Genomic DNA, 18,885 nt, shown 5'->3' with positions numbered 1-18,885 from the left:
CTCCCTTCTACTCTTTCATTCCGGAAGTTGCCATCGTCTGAATGACGCTGCTCTGGGAAATGATAAAGAGTGTGATCGGAACCACCATCAAGATCAGCGCGACTGCCGCTCCAACTCCTGCTCTGGCAATTCCCCCTTGCGTAATTTGACCCAAAGCATAATGCAGCGTCTTTAAATTCTCACTGTAGATAAAGCTGCCTCCATCGGTCCCCCATAACATAGGAAACTGTAAAATCATGAGCGTTAACCATGCAGGCTTCACATTCGGCATGACAATGCTCCAGTAAATCCGATATTCATTAGCACCATCAATTTTAGCCGCCTCCAGCAAGGCATCCGGTATTTGCTCCATAAATTGCTTCATAAGAAAGAGGCCTAACGGAAAGGCGAGTGATGGCACAATAATCGATGCATGCGTGTTAATCCAACCAAGCCAAGACATCACCATATAGTTGGGAATGGCCGTCACATGCCCGGAAAACATCAAGGACAGCACGACAATGGAGAAAAGCGTTTTAGCCCCCAAAAATCGGTATTTGGCCAGCGGATATGCTGCGGCCGAAGCAAGCAAAATATGCCCGGCCGTACCGACAATTGTAATGATTACCGTATTAGCGATATATCGCGTGAGCGGGACCCATGAATTGCCCATAATTGCCACCAGGTCAAAAAAGTTATCCAGCGTCGGGTTGTGCACAATTAGGCGTGGCGGGAAAATAAACAGCTCATCAAGCGGCTTAAACGCATTGTTCACTGCATAAATCAAGGGCATTGCCATAAACGTACCGAATAAGGCCAGAAGCGCGAATAGCAAAAAGCTGACTATAAAGGAACGATTGAGCTTTTTGGGCGTTCGCAGAACCGCGATCATTTTCATGGCCAACGTCACTCACCGACCTTTCGCATCATTTTCTGTGTCAGCATATTTGTTCCAATCATAATGGCAAAAAGAACCGTCGCAATAGCCGACGCATAGCCCATCTCAAAGCGAATCGAGCCATAATCCATCAGGTGCGTAACCACCGTATGCGCAGCATAGTTGACACTTGGAAAGCCAGCAAGCGCAATGGAGATATCCGCAACCGCAAATGCTCCGGTAATCTGCAGGACGGCCCCGAATAACAGCTGCGGCCTCATGGAAGGCAGGGTGATGTACCATAATTCCTGCCAGCGGTTGTTAATGCCGTCGACGGCGCCCGCTTCAATCAACGTCTGATCAATCGTTTGCAGGCCCGCGATAAAGGCGAGAAAGCTCGTGCCCAGGCTAAGCCATAACTGGACGAGAATCACGATCGGCAAAATATATTTCTCATTCGTCAGCCATAAAATCGGTTCCAGCATAAATCCATATTTGATCAGAAATCCATTCAAATAGCCGTAGCTATCCCCGGAAAATACGATCAGCCATATAAAAAACACATTTCCGGAAATGGATGGCGCATAAAAAATCAAGGTCATGATCGCACGGATCTTCGGTGACAGCTCATTGATGATCCATGCAAATAGAAAACAAGCGATATAGCTGACCGGACCGGTAATGACCGCGAACATAAAAGTATTTTTCAAGGCAATCATGAATACATCGTCGTTAAGAAACAGCCTTGAATAGTTTTGCCAGCCAACAAAACGCGGAAATTCGAGCATATTAAAGTAAAAGAAGCTTAGACCTAAAGAGAATACGACTGGAATGACCGTAAATAAGAAGAAAATGAGCATATACGGACTCATCAAAATATAGTAATGCTTGTTTCTTTTTAACTCATTTAGCGTATGTGCCCATTTGGACATCTTCGTCGGCTGGATGAGTTTAGGAACGGCTTTATCTGTTGCTGCTTCAGCTTGCATCGGCTTTCACCCCAATCTAGTACGGTAAGTTGAATTCCTTCCGTTTGATCGCAATTTCATCGTTAATGTACAAAATATAATCGGATAACGCCTCGCGAGGATTCTCTTTTCCGTTGACAACTTTTCGGAAGGCATTATCCAGATGCCTGCCCGTGAAATAGCCGCCTGGCACCTGCGGGATTCCTCTCACCCACTGCCACTGGCTCTCCAAATTTTTATAGTCCTTAATCGGCCAAGGCAATTGCTGAAGCGCCTCCATATTAGCTGTCGGATAACGTGCGGCTTCACCCATAAGCCCTTCCATCTCGCGTCCGTATGCCACTTGGGTTTCCTTGTCCGTCCACCATTTCATAAATTCCCATGCCGAAGCCTTGTCACTCGCATTCTCAAGCATCATCACTGCGGTTGTATGGCTGGCGACTTCATGATTGATCGAGCCGTTCTGCTGCTCCATGCCGGGCACGATTGTAAAGTCCCATAGCCCTTTTATTTCCGGTGCCATGACCGTCAGTGCATTGTAGGTCGTATAATCCGCAATGCCGACTGGCATCTCACCCGTCCGAAAGCGATTAGGGAAGTCCGCCTGCAGCGGAAACTTATAGTTCGTATAAAACTTCGACCATGTCTTGAAGGCTTCCATCGATATCTCGGAATCCAAAGCGCTTTTTTTGTCCTCATCCCGATAGAACGCTCCGCCATTTTGATACAGCAGCATCGCGAATGTCGCATTCGGAACGAGGTTCGCGTTATTGGTTGCCGCCTCAATAGGCAAATAAAACTCCATATTATGCTTTTGAAGAACGGAAATCATGTTATATACTTCCTGCCAGGTTTTAGGCGGCGTCAATTCCAGCTCCTCCAAAATATCCTTGCGATAAAACAGCATCGGGAACGTCTGCTGCTCCGGAAGGGCATACACCCCGTTGCTGTACGCATACGGTGCCAGTGCGCTATCGCGGAATCGGGACGCTACCTCCTTGAAATCAGCAAAGCTCGATAAGTCCGCCGAGGCGTTCCGCATCGCATAGTTGACGGGTACATCTTCGCCAATTTGCATAGCAACGTCCGGCCCCTCTTCGGCTAAAGTGGCTGGCAGAAGGATGTTGCCCGGGACGAGCCTGAGCTTCACCGAAATATTCGTTTCCGCTGTAAAGGAATCGTCAATCAAGCTTTTCAGCACCTGCGCTTGGTCACGTCCTGTCGTAATCCAGACGGTTAGATTTTCTCCTGTATTGCCAATGCTGTCATAGTCTTCGGTATAAGAGGCGATATAGCCGCCAAGCTCGTGCTTGATTCGCTCGATTGCTGTCGCCTCCGCCTGAGGAAGCTCCCGATCCGGCGAGGAGACGACCAAATAATCAAGCGTAAGCGGTTGTTCGCGTACGGTCAAAATCCATGTTCCAAGACCGCCGACATTGATTTTGAATGCATTCAAGCGCCTTGCGACGGTTTCCGGTTTGTCCACCATTTCTTCCAATTGACGAACCATCGTATGCAGAACAGCTACTTTGTCGCTTCGCTCCCCCGTCGCTAACTCCAAATAATCGGCCACACGTTGAATCGTTGCCGCTTGCTCCTTGAATACCTTCGTCATCTCCGGTATCCGCTTCTCCAATTGATAATCGCGATAGGGATCCGGCGTATTTGAGGTAATGATCAATATTTTCCTGAACATCTCATTAAGCTGCAGCACGCTGGACTCGACCGTCCGCAGCAGCGGTGCAATTTCGCCGAGAGTAACCGCCATCCGGATCCGATGCGTGCCTTTCGTCAGATGGAATAAATACGGCTGCGCTCCTCCGAGTACATTCATCTGCCAGTTCATATCGAATTTAAACGGGATTTGCTTCATTTCCTTAAACGGGTACTGCCCGTCAATCATCAGGCTGCGCGTGCTGTAAACGCCCCGGAGCTGATCCTGCTTGCGCTTCAAGGCAATTTGATAGAGGCCATCCTCCTTCACCTCTACTTCCCACTCTATCCACTGCCCGGGCAGCTTCCAGTTCAGTCCGCCAATCGTATTGATTCTGAGCTTGGAAACATCGTACGGAACAACCGAAGGACTTGATCTGTCGATAAGCGGGCTTAAGGTTGGAGATGACTTCAGCACGGCCTCTTCCGCCTGAATCGTCATGTATTGATCTTTAACAGGTGCTAAACCTGCGGCTTCATATTCTTTTTTGATTTCCACATAAGATTTTGCGGCTTTCTCCTGATACAGCTCGATATAATCGATAGCCATAGGCTCCCGTGATGACGTCAGCGACAAGGTTTGCTGCCCTTGGTCAAAATAGAATAAGTAGGGCTCGTCATAATAACCGCCGCTATCCGTTAAAGTCTTGAGCTGCCATGACGGCTTCTCAACCTGTCTCGGGCGCAGATCGTTTCCTCTATCGTCCCTTCTTATAGCATCTTCCAGATTACCCCACAGTCGGTTAAACAACAGCATTTCCGCACCCTTGAATGGCACTTTTTCATTAATAGCCAGCTGCCTTTCGATCGCAGAGCTTTTTCCCTCTATTGGGTAATAATGAATTCTGACGTTGTAAAGTCCCGGCTCTGCTATCTCCAGATTCCAGCTAATGGTTCCAGCCTCCGGCGTAATCACCGCTTTTCCATCCAAGCCTTCAAACCGATCTGCCATTTCAAAGCCGTCTCCAACCGTTTTTGAAAAGCTTTCCCCTTCGATTCGGATAACCTCAGCCGGACGCTCGGCATTCGAATAGCTGTTCAAATAGTCGTCATAGCCGCCCTTGGCATAGGAATGCTCTCCCATCTCAAAAGCACTCTTGGCTTGAACTCTCCCCATGTCAGATTGATTCCGAGGGTTATAGCTCCAAATGGACAAAAAAAATAAAACTAGAGCTAGTATGGCGATTGCGTATTTCTTCGCTTTGCTGTTCAATTCTTCTCCCCTCCTGCTGCTAGAGATAAAATATTCCAAACAGCCCCTATTAATAGAATGGCTCAATAGGGACTGTTCGACATTCGTAAGGAATCGCTATTTTTTATACACTTCGTCAATTGCAGCTTGAACATTCGCTTTAAATTTGCTTATAACGGTAGATACCGAGTTTCCAGAAGTAAGGTCGCCTATAATATCGTAATAAGGCAATTTCGGGAATGTATTGTGATCGAGAACAAGCATGCCTTCTCCGGAAATGATTGCGTTCTCAATATCATCCTCATTCGTAAAGTTGCTCTCCAGCGTAGCTTGGTCTGGATAATCATAAATCGAATCGACATCGTTTATTTTTTCCCAAATGTACATGAGCTGATCTGGATTCTCGACTTTTTTTGGAATCGCCAGAGACTGGAAGAGAGCTTCGCCAGCATGATAGGCGGAAGCACTCGGGCCTTTAGGGAAGGGAACGAAGCCGATGTCAAAATCCTTCATATCCGTCTTGAGTCCTCCGATCTCCCAAATGGCTCCTGCATACATCAGCGTGTTGCCTTGACGGAAAAACTGGCCAGGCTCTGTCCAATCTCCGCCTTCCGTAGCTCTTGCAACCTTCTCGTTTGCCACACGGGAAATGAAATTAAAGGCTTCAACCGTTTTGGGATCTTCTAAATTTTGCTTATCTCCTAGAGTAAGACTGGCTTCATTGGAGTACAGCGCCTGATCCATCAGCGAGCCTTGTGAAAGTCCCCATCGATCCAGCTTCCCATCGTTATTCGTATCCTTGTTGGCCTCTTTGGCAACTTGAATGAACGTGTCCCAATTCCAATTATCTTCATCTACATAATCCTGAAGCGGCTTAAGGCCTAGCTGATTCAGAAGCGTACGATTATAGAAAATGCCGCCCATAAAATCAGACTGATTTTCCGTAAAACCATAGCCTCTGCCTTCATACTGCATAAACTCATTTGTAACCTTCTGGTTGAATACCTTCGTATTTTTCGTATACTCATCAATCGGCCAAATTAAATCTTGTTGGACCAATGACGGAATCATATAGGCTTTACCCAGTCTGACGATATCGCCGAGTGGCTCGCCTGCCACCAAAGATGCGACAACTTTCTGCTGATACTCACCGTAGTCAACAGCGACGTATTCTACTTTAAAATTATGCTTCTCCATTAGATCATCCAGATTTTTCTTGCGCTGAATGTTGTCTGGATTGTCCTCGGGTATCGTCATATCCCACCACGATACGATTTTGATCACCCGTCCGCCCATGTCAAAATCCATCTCTGGCGTCGACAGCTCATCTCCGGTTTCCGTCCCAGCCTCATTAGTTCCAGCTGGATCGGCTGTCTCCAAACCTTCGTTTACGCTTGCCTCTGCTTTTTCCGTATTGCCGTTACCGCCGCTGCTTCCAGTGGCATCACCGCCTGAATTTCCGCTGCATGCTGCCAATGTAAATATCAACATTAAACTTAAAAAAACGACTGCCATTTTTCTCACTTGCACATGGATCCCCCCTGAAAATGGATTACATAAAAAGTTTAGCGCTTACATTTCTGAGCAACAACCTGCCTGTATCTAGATCAATTACCCGCCAAGGTATAGATTCGGATGAAATCGCTTTCTCGCTTTGCCTCTCTCGTTTTCAAATGGTAAACAAATGGTTGAGGGATAAAGAAATGCACGTTGTGGCGAAGCCGCACGTTGAACATAATGGAAACATAATTACTTTATTCGTGCGGAAATTCACCCGCAGACTACTATCTATTATGAAAGTGAGGTTCTTACCGTGTATAAGATATTGCTTGTTGATTCAATGATTCATTCGAGGGAACGAACGCAGAACATGCTTGACTGGAGCCATTTAGGTTTTATCATACAAGCGTATGCGGACAATTCCTCGGACGCCCTGGCTTTATTGGATAGGGAGCCACTTTCCCTTGTTCTGATTAATATTAAAAACACTCAAGCTGATAGCATGCTGCTCTGCGAGCATATCCGCGAGCAGAGCCGTGTTCCCATTATCCTCTTGGAGGGCAGCGATGATTTCCAGTTGGCGAGGAAAGCTTTGGCTTATCAAGTAAGCGATTACATTTCACAGCCCGTTCTCGCAAGCGATTTAACGGCAAGTTTACTTGCTGTAAAAAAAGAGCTCGATTCCTTTTCAGATGATCCACCTCTTGCAGCTTCAGCGCCGCTTCCCTTCAAGAGAAAACCTCATGCTGCGTCCATTATCGATGTCGTGAAAAAATACGTGGAGGAAGAACTGCACCTTAACATTACGTTGAAAAAAATATCAGCCCTATTGCACTTCAACTGCGCTTACTTAGGTCAAAAATTCAAGGATCATGAAAACATGTCGTTTAATGAATACCTCCTTCAGCAGCGGATGGAAAAAGCAAAGCTGCTGCTCGAAAAAACGGATATGCGCATCTATGAAATTGCTAATGAGGTCGGTTACACCGAAATCGATTGGTTCTACAAAAAATTCAAAGCGTATACAGGAGCCAGTGCGAACGAATATAGAAAGCAAATCTCTTAAATTCATCGCTGTAATGGCAAGCATAAAAATACAGGCCAGCTTCCCTTGGTTGAGGAAGCTGGCCTGCTGCATGTGTGGTAACGTTAAAATCCAGCAGATAGATTGACAACCTCGTAATAGGCGCCTTTCGGCCGCTGCTCCGTATCAAACAATAGCGGCCAATTTTTGCGTCCTCTTACCGGGAAATAATCCAGCCACGTATAGTCGTCTGCCGCTCCCCAGAAGGTAACGCCGGTCAGCACATCCCGATATTCGCGGAAAAGCTCAAAAAACTGCCGGTAACGTAGTTCCTGCTGACGCAGCATTTCGGCTGTCGGTGCCGCCAAATCCGTACGTCGGTCGTCAAAGGCAAAGAGCGACACATCCATCTCCGTTATTTGCAGCTTCAAGCCAAGCGATGCATAACGCTCGATTGCCGTGCGAATGTCAGCCAAAGACGGCTCTGTTAAATTCCAGTGCGCCTGCAGACCGATGCCGTGTACTGGCGCTCCCTGCTCAAGCAGCGATTTGACGAGCCGATAAATTTTCTCTCGCTTGCCCGGGTTGCACTCGTTGTAATCGTTGTAGAACAACAGCGCAGCAGGGTCGGCTTCATGGGCAAAACGGAATGCTTGGGCCATATAATCGTCGCCAATGCCCTCCAGCCACCTTGAGGGCCGCAGCCATTCCTCCCCATCGTCAGTGACCGCTTCGTTGACGACATCCCAGCAGTAGATCGTATCGCGGTAACGCTGTACAACCGTCTCGATGTGAGCCTTCATCCGGGCAAGCAGCGTTTCCCGAGCTGCCGAACCGCCGTTTCCATCGTCGAATACCCAATCCGGCGTCTGATTATGCCACACCAACGTATGTCCACGCAGCTTCATGCCATTCTCGCTGGCAAACTGGGCAATTCGGTCAGCCTCCTCGAAGGTATACGTATTTTCAGCAGGGTGAACGCTCGCGAATTTCATCTCGTTCTCCGCCGTTACACTGTTATAGTGCCTCACCAGCAGCTCGCGTTGGCTTACGATTGTGTGACTATTAACCGCAGCACCGATCAGAAAATCATTTTTGAAGCTTCCCGCCAGACTATCCGTCGCATTCATATGGTTCTTCTCTGCCATTCTTCTGCCACCTTTCGCTTCTTTATATGACGACGCTACTTTCCGTTCACGCCCGTCAGTTTCAAGACCCCAAAGCCGAATGTATTCTGGTACGACTGTCCGGACCGATCATTCCAGACGGCCACACTATCGCGGTCCCCGTCGCCATCCTCGTCATTGTTGACCTGTACGTCAAAGCCGATCAGATCTCCGGCTTTTGGAGCCTTTCCGATCCACGCGATAGATGCTTCCACTACATAACCATTCGCTGTCCGCTTCGCAGCTGAGATCAGATTTTCGCTTAGTGAAACCGGACTGACACTCTGCTCATTAACGAAGTTAATCCGGTACTGTCCGTCATCGGACTCGTAGTGGCTGCTCGCTGCATTATTTTGATCGATGAAAATTTCCACCGAATCCTGCTCCCACGCATTAGCACTCTTTTTCGAAAGCAGCGAGTCCGTTACTTCGGCCAGCACGTACAAACGGCGGCCGTCCCATAACGTCCTGACCTTGGCCTTCGATCCACTTGATCCATTGACCCAGCGTTCGGTCACGATTGATTTTGCATTTGCCCATACCGCATCAATGCTGCCATCAATGACTGGCGTACCTTTTACAGCTTTAGCGTATTGAGGTCCTTCAACCAGCTGTAAAACACCGAATTTGGACGTATCGGCATCCTGCGAATTCGTCGTGTCATTCCAAGATGTCTTCGTTACTATGCTGCCGGATTTGTCAACGATTCGCACATCAATCCCAAGCTCTTTGCCAAGCACCAGACCGTTTATTGGAACCGCAGCTTCTATTCGGTAGCCGCCAGCCGTCTTGACTGCTATATAATTCACGGTTTTATCCTTATTCGCTCCACTGCGCCGGAATGTATATTTTTTGTCGTCCGCCTCGTAAGACGTTGTCTTGCCATTGTTGGCGTCCATATAAAGCTCGACCGCATCGCTGCCATTCGTCGTTTTATCCAACACATCTACCGTTACATAAAGATACCTTTTATCCCATAGCGTCTTAATCTTGGCAATCGCATCGCCTTCCTTCAGCACGGATATGAGCGGTGCTCTATTCCACGCCTCCTCCAGCTTGCCATCGATCTTCGCGCTTCCCTCTGTCGCCGTTGCTTGCATCGTTTCGACTGGCACCTTGCTCGGATCAACGAGTGCCCAATACGCGAATTTCGCCTGAAGCCGTTCATCGAACAATAGCGGCCAATTATTGCGCGTGACAGGGAAGGTACGGAGCCATGTATTAATGTCGTCCTTGCCCCAGAAGATTACTGCAGTGATCTGGTCCTTGTGCTTCTTAAACACTTCGAAAATTTCCTTGTACCGGTTCGCCTGCTTAATCTGCAGCTCAAGCGGAAACGTATCATAGGAATCCGTGTCATTCGTATAGACACTCATATCCAGCTCCGTGATCTGCTGCTCAATGCCTAGGTCCCGGAAAGCCTGAAGCATATCATCAAGAGACTGAATGGACGGGTCCGCAATGCCAATATGTGTCTGATGGCCGACACCGTCCACAGGGATGCCCTTATCCTGCAGGCGCTTGATCAAATCATGCAAATATTGCCGTTTTTCAGGAATATTCGTATTGTAGTCGTTAATGAACAGCTTGGCCTCTGGATCTGCTTCATGCGCATATTCGAACGCCTTCTCGATAAATTCCTCGCCAGCTATTTGATACCATAAGCTGTTGCGCAGGCCGTTCGGCTTCTGGTCACCGGGCTCAAGAACCTCATTTACAACATCCCAAGCGTAGATTTTGCCTTTGTATCGGCCGACTACCGTCTCAATATGCCGCTTCATCCTTGCAAACAGCAATTCCTTGCTGGCTAAGTTGCCGTTCTCATCGTAGAACACCCAATCCGGCGTTTGGGAATGCCAGATGAGCGTATGGCCGCGTAAGGCAATGTCATTGTCTAAAGCGAAATCAACGATCTTATCCGAGCGTGTAAAATCAAATTGTCCTTCCTTCGGCTCGGTAGCATCCCACTTCAGCTCATTGCCTGCGGTCAGACTGTTGAAATGCTTTTGAAGCAGCTGGGCATCTGGCCCGGCAGCATCTTCAATTTCACCCACGAGCAAGGAGGATCCGAGTAAAAAATCATCGGCAAATACATCTTTTAGAGCTGGAATATCCTTTTGAATTTCAATGGGTACCGAATCTGGCATACGCTCAATAACAACATCGTCCACATTGAATTCCAGTTTCGCATGATCTATGGATTCAAAGTAAACACCTAGGGTCTCAATCGGATGGAGCAAGCTGTACGCACCCGTTAGCTTCACCCAGCCGCTTTCTGTTACCGTTTTGGCAGCAACTGGCTCATAAAACAAATTCCCATTCGTTTTCCGCTCAATCATCATAGAGATAGAGGAATCAGGCATTCCCGCAGGCAGGCGAACCCAGGCCGAAAACGCGTAGGTTTTGCCAACCTCCATAAACGATGCCAGATCGAGCATCGGACCGTTCCATCCTTCCGTTCTCCCCGTAACCTGAAGACCGTATGCTCCCGAATGGGCGGCCGAGGAGGCTGCTGTCAGACTTTCGTTGCCGCCGCGTCCATGCCAGCCTTGTGTAGTGCCGTCTTCAAAATCCGTCGCGAGCCGTTCCGCTTCGCTTGGCGTCTCTGCGCCAGCTTCCGCATTCGTCTGCTTTGGCAGCAAACTAAGCGACAAGGCCGTCATCATCAAAATGGTAACCAATAACAATGAAATAGAGCGTTTCAATCGATTTTTCTTCATTAAAGACACCTCGCCTTTCAACTTTTATTCCATAAAGTCCCCACTCGGGGCGTGTCATGGCAGCCTTTTAACCAAATCCACCCTGATTCAGCTCCTCCATGAAAGTATAGCGCTTTCATATTTCAGCAACTACCCGTCGATCTTTGTGAATTTACCCGATAAATCATAGATGCTAAAGCGTAGCAACAGGAGAAAAAAGCAAACGAGCGGCCCCTTCGCACAGGCCGCTCGCTCATTTGCTTCATCTCATCCAGTATATGCTCAGTTATACTTCACATCACCCGGTAAAAGCTAGATTGTACTACGTTAGATAATCTTGCAATAACGGAAATAATCGAAATCGACATATCCGCCTGCTTGCTCGGTGGCGTAATTAAACAGCCCAATCCGATAGCCCATAAAATGCTCCAACCTATATTTCATAGGTAAAGAACGGCCGACTCGTATCCATTCCACTCCATTCGCAGAATAATAAAAGTGAGCGATATCCGCACTGTCCTTAAAATTAAAATCGATTTTCAAATGTATTTGGCTGCCTTCGAATGGACTTTGCTCAACCGCTTCTTCACCGCCGTCGCTCTGATTCATACATGTGACCACATAGCGGTCGCCATTGTCCGCAGCCCGAATGCCTACTGTCCCGAATAAATGCTGCAAGGCAACCAAGCCTGCATAGTCACCCGGTTTCATATGGGAAACATCCATCATTGTCATCCCGCTGCAGACCGGGCCTTCCGTCCGCTGTGTTAACGTATTGCGGGCATATGCAATACTGCTTGCCGGATTCCCCGTCATCAATCGCAAAAAACCCGGCCTAGCCGTTACGGACCAAAGTCGATTATCCGGGTTATGGTTCCACTGCCAGTTCAAGGCCAGTTTGTTTTCCGCATACTCAAACTCATCGCTAATGACTAACGGTTTAGGCTCCGAATTCGGCAAGTGCACGTCAAATGCTGGGGGAACTTCACCGTCTATGCCGATAACCGGCCAATCATCTATCCAGGAGACAGGCAGCAGGCAAGGGATTCTGCCTACGGCATCATGGTCTTGAAACAGTATTGCAAACCAGTCTTCTGCGGGTGTGTCGACAATGCCGCCTTGCGCGATGCCATTGTTGCGATAGCCCATATCATCATCTAGCAGCAGCTTGCTCTCATAAGGGCCCAGAAGCGCTCGGGAACGGTAGCATAGCTGTCGTCTGCGCCGATTTCCGGTATTCGGCCATTCGATGAAAAACAAATAATAGTACCCATTCAGCTTGTAAGCATGACAGCCCTCGCAGCGCAGCCCAATTCCATCCCGCTCCGTCTCAAACAGCAATTGATCGATCCCGCTCGGTTTGAGAGCCGTCGCATCTGCTGTGAGCTCCGTAATACGGATATCCCCGTTCCCGTGGATGACATAGACGCGTCCTTCGTCAAACAGCATGCTCGGGTCATGATGGAGTCCTGGAATGGCGGAGCGTTCCCAACATCCATTCTCGATATCCGTCGTCTGGTAAACATAGAACTGGTTCATGTCGAGGCTCGAGAAGCATACATAAAACCTGCCGTTATGATGGCGCAAGCATGCGGCCCACAAACCTTTGCCATAAATACCTTTCCCGTCAAGCAAATTATGAGCAGCATTATCCTCGAAAGTATCGAACACATAGTTTACAATTTCCCAATGCAGTAGGTTCTCAGACTTCATGATTGGGCACCCAGGCATCGTGTGCATGCTTGTGCTAACCATATAGAAGGTCGTTCCCACTCTAATGACGCTTGGATCAGGGATATCTGCCCATATGATTGGGTTGGTTATCATCGTCTTGCTCACACGATTCACTCCTCAAGCATTATCGTATTTATATGCTATGCTTTGCTTTCCTTCGCATAAGGATCGATCATCTGAATCGTCCCGTCCTCATTGTAGTGCAATTCTGTAAATTTAACACAGCGCTTGTGATTGACGCCTTCAGAGAGGGAGCTGTCGTGATAGAATAAATACCATTTGTCCTCGAACTGCACGATAGAATGATGGGTTGTCCAGCCGATTACCGGCGTAAGAATGGTCCCTTTGAACGTATAGGGACCCATCGGGTTACGGCTAACCGCGTAAACCAGCTTATGCGTAGTCCCTGTTGAGTACGACAAATAGTACCAGCCGTTATACTTATGCACCCAAGGTCCTTCGAAATATCGTCGATCCTCATCACCAGCTAAAATCGGGCTGCCGTTCTCGTCGAGAATCGAAATCTCCTGTTGATCCTCTTGGAAAGACAGCATATCCTCGCTCAGCAAAGCGACACGCGGACCCAGCGCTGTCTCCCCCTCATTCGGACCTGCTGCGTCTGCCTCGAAGACGCCGTTCTGCCATTTTTCCAATTGTCCTCCCCAAAGACCTCCAAAGTAGATATAGGACTTATCGTCGTCATCCACGAATACAGCCGGATCAATACTGAAGCTGCCCGCAATGTAGTCTGGCTCTGGGGCAAAGGTACCCGCTGGTGTCGTGCTTGTGGCTACGCCAATTCGAAATATCCCTTCATGATCCCGAGCGGGAAAAAACAAATAATACAGATTGTTCTTATAGGCAGCATCCGGCGCCCATAGCTGCTTGGAGGCCCATCGTACATCCTTTAGATGCAAAACCTCGCCATGGTCAACAACAGCCGTTTCAAAATTATCTAGGGATAGCACATGATAATCCTCCATCGCGTATTGATCCCCATTATCGTTGTCAGGGCCATCGTGGTCGAGGTCATGAGACGGGTAAATATAGATTTTGCCTTCAAATACGTGTGCAGAAGGATCTGCCGTAAACATATGGGTAACAAGTGGTTGATTAGGTACTGGTGCATGAGACATAGGAATTCTCCTCCAATTCAAGGTCATTTCAAGCTGATATACCGCTTATTCGCCAAACTGCCAATCGTAAAATTTAAACAATGGATTGCCAGGTTCCCCGCAGAACACAAAGTACAAATCGTGCACACCGTCAGCACCCGAGACTTCTGTTTGCCATTCCATCCAGCCCTGACCGGTCATGTTCGGAATCGCGAGCGTCCCAACCAGCTTTCCGTCCGGGGCATTCAAGCGGAGCTCCATTTTGCTAGCCGCACCTACATTCAAGACGGAAGCCTTAAAAGCCGCGGCTCCTTTCCCCCCAAATTCCACCTTGGATAAAGCGAGCCAATCCCCGTTATCAATGTCCGTTACAGCCATTAGCGGGCTTTGCGGATCGTTCTCGCTTGCGATGGCTTCCACAGCAACGCCCGCACTCCACCCCATCGTCACCGCGCCAACACGATCGTAGGGATTAAATGCCTTTACTTGCCGGACACCTTCATAATCAGCATGGATTTCTTGAATCAAACCATCCTTAAACGCAAGCTGGTTCAGGTGAGTGGAGCGATAGCCGTTCGGAACGCCAAGCTTTTGGGATAAGGTCTGGGCATGATAAGCGATATACCAAGCATCATGGAACTGGAAAATGGCATGATGGTTGTTTCCGCCAATACCGAAGAAGTGCACTGGATTTTTGAGAATCGTTCCACGATAAGTCCATGGCCCCATCGGCTTGTCGCTTGTCATATAGGCAATTTCGCCTGCGGGCGGACTCCCCTCCAGGCGAGCGCCATTATAGAAGTTCGAGCAACAGGTATAGTAGTAAATCCCATCCCGCTTATTGATGCCGGCATCCTCGAACATATACGGGGCAGGAATGACGGCTGCCTCGCCGACAACGCTCGTCATATCATCACCTAACTGCATGACGCGCGCAGTATTGGGCATCTCATCCTTCCCCTCGGGAACGCCCCCGCCAAAATAGATATAGCCCTTTCCGTCATCATCGACCAATACGGCAGGATCGAAAAGCCACGTCACATTCTCCACGCCAGGCGTTGATCTCGAAATTAAGGGCTGCCCAATGGGATCAACCCACGGGCCTACCGGGCTATCGCTTGACAATACGCCAATTCCGCTTGCATTGTTGGCAAAATAAAGAAAATATTTATCCTTGCCGTCGATTATTTTATGCGCTGCTGCTGGCGCCCACGACTGCGTGGCCCATTTGGCTGCGCCCTGCGGGCCTGCCACCCGGATTTCGCCATGATCCGTCCAGTTCATCAAATCATCCGAGGAAATAACCGTGATTTTGTTGATGGTTCCATACGTATTTTCTTTCATATTTCCATCTTCGCCATATTCCAAAACATCGTTCGTCATATAGAGATAGACGCGCTTCTCTACTACTAAGGCATACGGGTCTGCTCCAAACTTGTGGGAGACAAGCGGATTGCCTTGTGGCGGCACCTTCCCGAATGCACTCGCGGGCAATAGGTCATTCATTTCATATCCTCCTTGTACGTTCGCTTTCATTTATTCCTGTAGGAAAGGTATCCCGATATTCTTGCGGCGTTATTCCCGTAGCCTTCTTGAAAAAGCGCGTAAACGAATGTGCCGCTTCGTAACCGACGGCGGACGATACTTCTCGAATTTTAAGCTCCCCGTTCCTTAGCAGCTCTCTCGCTTTTTTCAAGCGGCAGCTATCTATATATTCAGATAAATTCACTCCGCGCTCCTGCTTAAAAAAACGGGATAAGTAGGATGGATTAAAATAATTAATTTCCGCCAGCCGCACTAAGGACAAATCCTCGCTTAAATGTTCTTCGATATATCGGCATATACGGTCGATTACACTGGTTGCCCGCTCTAGCTCGCCGTTATGCTTAACTTTGAATAGGCGTTCGGCAATGACATGCAAATAGGCAATCCCCTCCTTCATGGATGAATGCTCATCCAGACGCATCAGTTTTCCATAATCACCGATCTGGTGATAAAGTCCCCCGCGATTAATGGAAGAAAGCAGCACGAGCGCGATAGAATAATAACTCTCTATCGTTCGGTGAACATGGGCCGTTGCATGCAGCATGCTGGCCGTCAATTCCTCCAGCACTTCACAAAACTTATCTTTCCTCCCAGCCTCAAGATAGGCTTCCATTAACTCTATTTTTTGAGCAAGCATACCGTCTTCTTTCCTGTTTGAAGGCTCAAGCTGCTCCGTGCGATCCATTAAAATAATCGATAACCCGTCGGCAATTGTCATTTGATGCAGCTGGCGCAGCCTTTCATATTGCTGCGTTACCGCTTCCCATTCACAAGAAGCACCGCTTATGGTGAAGGCAATCGTTAAGCCGAGCGATTCCAAGCATGTCTCCTGGATGAGCTCCAGCGTTCCTTCCAAATAACGAATCAAATGATTATATAGCCTCTCCTCGACATGTTCTGAAGGCTGAAGCAGCCATAACAAATCTCCGTGCTTATCAACAATTCCAATATGCCGCGTCTGCTTTGACAAATAGGAATGCCAGATTATTCTGGTGGAATGAACAAGCTCGCTTCTATCGGAGTAAGTGGCCTCAGCTGGATAGGACAAATGACCAACTACCATTACAACCGGAATCAAAGGATTCAGATCGATGTTCAGTTTGCCGAATTCCTTGACCAGCACCTCTTGCTCAAGGCATAGAAGGTGGCTTTGTTGCAGAAGATGTCTGATATACTCTCCTTGCGCCATAAATTCAAGCGCATCAACCTGTTCGCGGGATTGCTCGACTAATGCGCTCAATTGATTGTTTTGATGAATCTCTTGAATGACTTCCTGTACAACTTCAGTAACTTTCGCATACCCTTCTGTTTTCAATAAATATCGAACATTGGACATTTGAATCGCCTTATAAGCATACTGAAACTCGCTATAGCCCGTTAGGAAGATGATTTTGCATCTTGGCCAATACATCTGAATCTCATCCGACAATTCTAAACCGCTCATGCCTGGCATGCTAATGTCAGTCAGAACGATGTCAATTCGGGTACGTTTCAACCAATTTAGCGCTTCTTTGCCAGAGTACGCTTTACAGACATCGAGCTTGTCTGGCATCCATTGCTGGAACACTTCATATAACCCATCCGTAATGATATCTTCATCATCCACGACTAACAGTCTAAGCAATCCATTTCTCCTCCTTCAGCTTGATGCGAATGACGACCTTAAGACCGTTCAGCTCGCTTCTAGACAGAAGCAATCCGCTATTTTTTCCATACGTTAAAAGAATGCGCCTATGAATGTTCATCATGCCTGTCATTTCATAGGATTCTGAAGGGCTGTCCAGGCGATTCTGTAAGTCTTCAATTTCGGTATCGCTCAGTCGATTCCCATTGTTCTCCACGATAATTTGAGCTGCAGTCTCATCCAGCTCAAAAGCAACTCGAAGCAGACCATCTTCCGTCATTTTCTCTAGACTATGCTCATATGCGTTTTCGATAATAGGCTGAATGATAAGCCTGGGCACATGGATATTCGCCATTTCCTTTGGCAATTCATCAAATTCCACACGAATCCGCCTTGAAAACCGGAGCTTCTGAATTTCGGTGTACATGCGGGAGTGCTTCGTTTCCTCAGCTAGCAGCACATTATCCTCCCCATTACGGGTAATGAACCTGAAATATTCCCCTAGCATATTTGTAAATTCTTCAATGCGCTCCGTATCTCCGGTTCTAGCCAAGGAATTGAGAATAAAAAAGCTGTTATAAAGAAAATGGGGATTGATTTGAGATTGAAGCTGCTTCAGCTCTGCCCGCTGCATCATCAGCTTTTGCTTGAAATCCTGATCAATCAGTGCCTGCAATTTATTCAGCATTTGGTTGAACCGATTATACAGGTAGCCGAATTCATCCTTTTCCTCATGCTCAATATGAATATCCAGTGCACCTCCCTCCATTCTCCTAAAGCTCTGAACGAGGAGCAGCAATGGTTTATGAACGAATTTATAAGTGGAATAAGAATAGATAGCGATGGCAATGAAGGTCATGATCGCGAATAGCCAAGCCCAGATTACAAATTTGCCCAGCGGTTTGCGTACGGTTTCCTCGGGCAAATACGAAGCGACGGTAACACCCAATTTATCCGAATGTGCTTTGTCAATATGATACTTTTTGCCATCAATAATCAGCTTGGTCGTGCTGGCTTCTTCTACTTCTCTTATATCGCCTTGAAGCCTTCCACTTAATTGCTCGTCGCTCATCAATACAAATCCCGTTGTATCCGAAATGAGAAATGACCCGCTTTCCGGATAAATATTGACTTGGTCCAAGGCATATCTCAGCTTTTCCCTATCTAATTCAATTTGTATGACGAATAGCGGCTCTTCTCCCTTCATGCCGTTATACTTTGAGGTGCTAAGATGAAGGGTGTTCCCCCACTTTACAAGTCGCTGCTCGCTCCTCCCAATACTGAAGCGAAAGTAATTGAACTTTTCAACGTCAAGATCAGAGATCGCATTGCCGAACGAAATTGTTTTGTTAACAGGACGGATATGCACATAAACATCTTTAATATAAACACTGCTATTTTTAAAAGAAGTTAAGCGACGGATCAAATAATTTAAGCTCGCTCTTTTTTCAACATTGTCCATCATTTCCCAAGTGACAACGAGCCTATTCAATTCATTATCTTCCAACAAGTCGAACTCCTGCAGCTCCATCCATTCAATTTCCCGATTAAAGGCTTCCAAATAATTCGATAATTGCGCCTCGGAAGTTCTTGACAGGCCTTCACTCGCATTTTTATAGCTCCAATTATACAAATAGACGCCTAGCAGGATGATAGGCAGAATCACAATGAGATAAATAATGACCTGTCGCATGAATATCGTATTTCGCCATGAATGGGCGGGAAATTTAAGCAAACCAATTCCTCCGA

12 protein-coding genes are annotated in these 18,885 nt (G+C 47.6%); 1 reads left to right on the top strand and 11 read right to left on the bottom strand.

Translation table 11 applies throughout. The features are described 5' to 3' along the window. Positions 1-7: 7 nt before the first annotated feature. The 4 genes from AC6B99_RS21710 to AC6B99_RS21695 all read right to left on the bottom strand — a co-directional run bounded on the left by AC6B99_RS21710 (position 8) and on the right by AC6B99_RS21695 (position 6,259). Positions 8-877, bottom strand: a complete 870-nt coding sequence (locus AC6B99_RS21710; protein WP_056032706.1) for a carbohydrate ABC transporter permease — start codon at positions 875-877, stop codon at positions 8-10. Positions 878-885: 8 nt separating this feature from the next. Beyond that, positions 886-1,845, bottom strand: coding sequence for a carbohydrate ABC transporter permease (locus tag AC6B99_RS21705; protein WP_496664226.1), 960 nt, complete (start codon positions 1,843-1,845; stop codon positions 886-888). A gap of 16 nt (positions 1,846-1,861) precedes the next feature. After that, complete coding sequence (locus tag AC6B99_RS21700) at positions 1,862-4,750, bottom strand: extracellular solute-binding protein (RefSeq protein ID WP_496664225.1); 2,889 nt, start codon at positions 4,748-4,750, stop codon at positions 1,862-1,864. A gap of 96 nt (positions 4,751-4,846) precedes the next feature. Further along, positions 4,847-6,259: an extracellular solute-binding protein gene (locus tag AC6B99_RS21695; protein ID WP_496664224.1), complete on the bottom strand. Its 1,413-nt coding sequence runs from the start codon at positions 6,257-6,259 to the stop codon at positions 4,847-4,849. A 283-nt stretch (positions 6,260-6,542) separates the two neighbouring features. Here AC6B99_RS21695 and AC6B99_RS21690 point away from each other — a divergent pair, with 283 nt between their 5' ends. Further along, positions 6,543-7,295, top strand: a complete 753-nt coding sequence (locus AC6B99_RS21690) for a response regulator transcription factor (RefSeq protein WP_056029168.1) — start codon at positions 6,543-6,545, stop codon at positions 7,293-7,295. A gap of 83 nt (positions 7,296-7,378) precedes the next feature. On the opposite strand, the gene AC6B99_RS21685 is transcribed toward AC6B99_RS21690, so the two are convergent. From AC6B99_RS21685 to AC6B99_RS21655, 7 genes are all read right to left on the bottom strand, one after another. Beyond that, positions 7,379-8,383 (bottom strand): endo-1,4-beta-xylanase, encoded by a 1,005-nt coding sequence (locus tag AC6B99_RS21685; RefSeq protein ID WP_496664292.1) that lies wholly within the window; start codon positions 8,381-8,383, stop codon positions 7,379-7,381. Positions 8,384-8,436: 53 nt separating this feature from the next. Then, complete coding sequence (locus tag AC6B99_RS21680; protein WP_496664223.1) at positions 8,437-11,139, bottom strand: endo-1,4-beta-xylanase; 2,703 nt, start codon at positions 11,137-11,139, stop codon at positions 8,437-8,439. Positions 11,140-11,445: 306 nt separating this feature from the next. Then, positions 11,446-12,957 carry a glycoside hydrolase family 43 protein gene (locus AC6B99_RS21675; RefSeq protein WP_496664222.1) on the bottom strand — a complete coding sequence of 504 codons (1,512 nt, stop codon included), beginning with the start codon at positions 12,955-12,957 and terminating at the stop codon, positions 11,446-11,448. 35 nt (positions 12,958-12,992) lie between these two features. Then, positions 12,993-13,988 (bottom strand): family 43 glycosylhydrolase, encoded by a 996-nt coding sequence (locus AC6B99_RS21670; RefSeq protein WP_494858447.1) that lies wholly within the window; start codon positions 13,986-13,988, stop codon positions 12,993-12,995. Positions 13,989-14,033: 45 nt separating this feature from the next. After that, positions 14,034-15,473 carry a glycoside hydrolase family 43 protein gene (locus tag AC6B99_RS21665; protein ID WP_496664221.1) on the bottom strand — a complete coding sequence of 480 codons (1,440 nt, stop codon included), beginning with the start codon at positions 15,471-15,473 and terminating at the stop codon, positions 14,034-14,036. 1 nt (position 15,474) lies between these two features. Then, complete coding sequence (locus AC6B99_RS21660) at positions 15,475-17,136, bottom strand: response regulator (RefSeq protein WP_494878032.1); 1,662 nt, start codon at positions 17,134-17,136, stop codon at positions 15,475-15,477. Further along, positions 17,129-18,871, bottom strand: coding sequence for a sensor histidine kinase (locus AC6B99_RS21655; protein ID WP_496664220.1), 1,743 nt, complete (start codon positions 18,869-18,871; stop codon positions 17,129-17,131). The genes AC6B99_RS21660 and AC6B99_RS21655 overlap by 8 nt, the downstream gene beginning before the upstream one ends. Between the last annotated feature and the right edge of the window lie 14 nt (positions 18,872-18,885).

The sequence above is a fragment of the Paenibacillus liaoningensis genome (assembly GCF_059609455.1).
This window is presented reverse-complemented; position numbering and strand designations above follow the sequence as displayed.

Bases quoted from the DNA above. Each gene is read 5' to 3' on its own strand.
- AC6B99_RS21710 (WP_056032706.1), bottom strand. From the start codon at position 877: ATGAAAATGATCGCGGTTCTGCGAACGCCCAAAAAGCTCAATCGTTCC.
- AC6B99_RS21705 (WP_496664226.1), bottom strand. From the start codon at position 1,845: ATGCAAGCTGAAGCAGCAACAGATAAAGCCGTTCCTAAACTCATCCAG.
- AC6B99_RS21685 (WP_496664292.1), bottom strand. From the start codon at position 8,383: ATGAATGCGACGGATAGTCTGGCGGGAAGCTTCAAAAATGATTTTCTG.
- AC6B99_RS21680 (WP_496664223.1), bottom strand. From the start codon at position 11,139: ATGAAGAAAAATCGATTGAAACGCTCTATTTCATTGTTATTGGTTACC.
- AC6B99_RS21670 (WP_494858447.1), bottom strand. From the start codon at position 13,988: ATGTCTCATGCACCAGTACCTAATCAACCACTTGTTACCCATATGTTT.
- AC6B99_RS21665 (WP_496664221.1), bottom strand. From the start codon at position 15,473: ATGAATGACCTATTGCCCGCGAGTGCATTCGGGAAGGTGCCGCCACAA.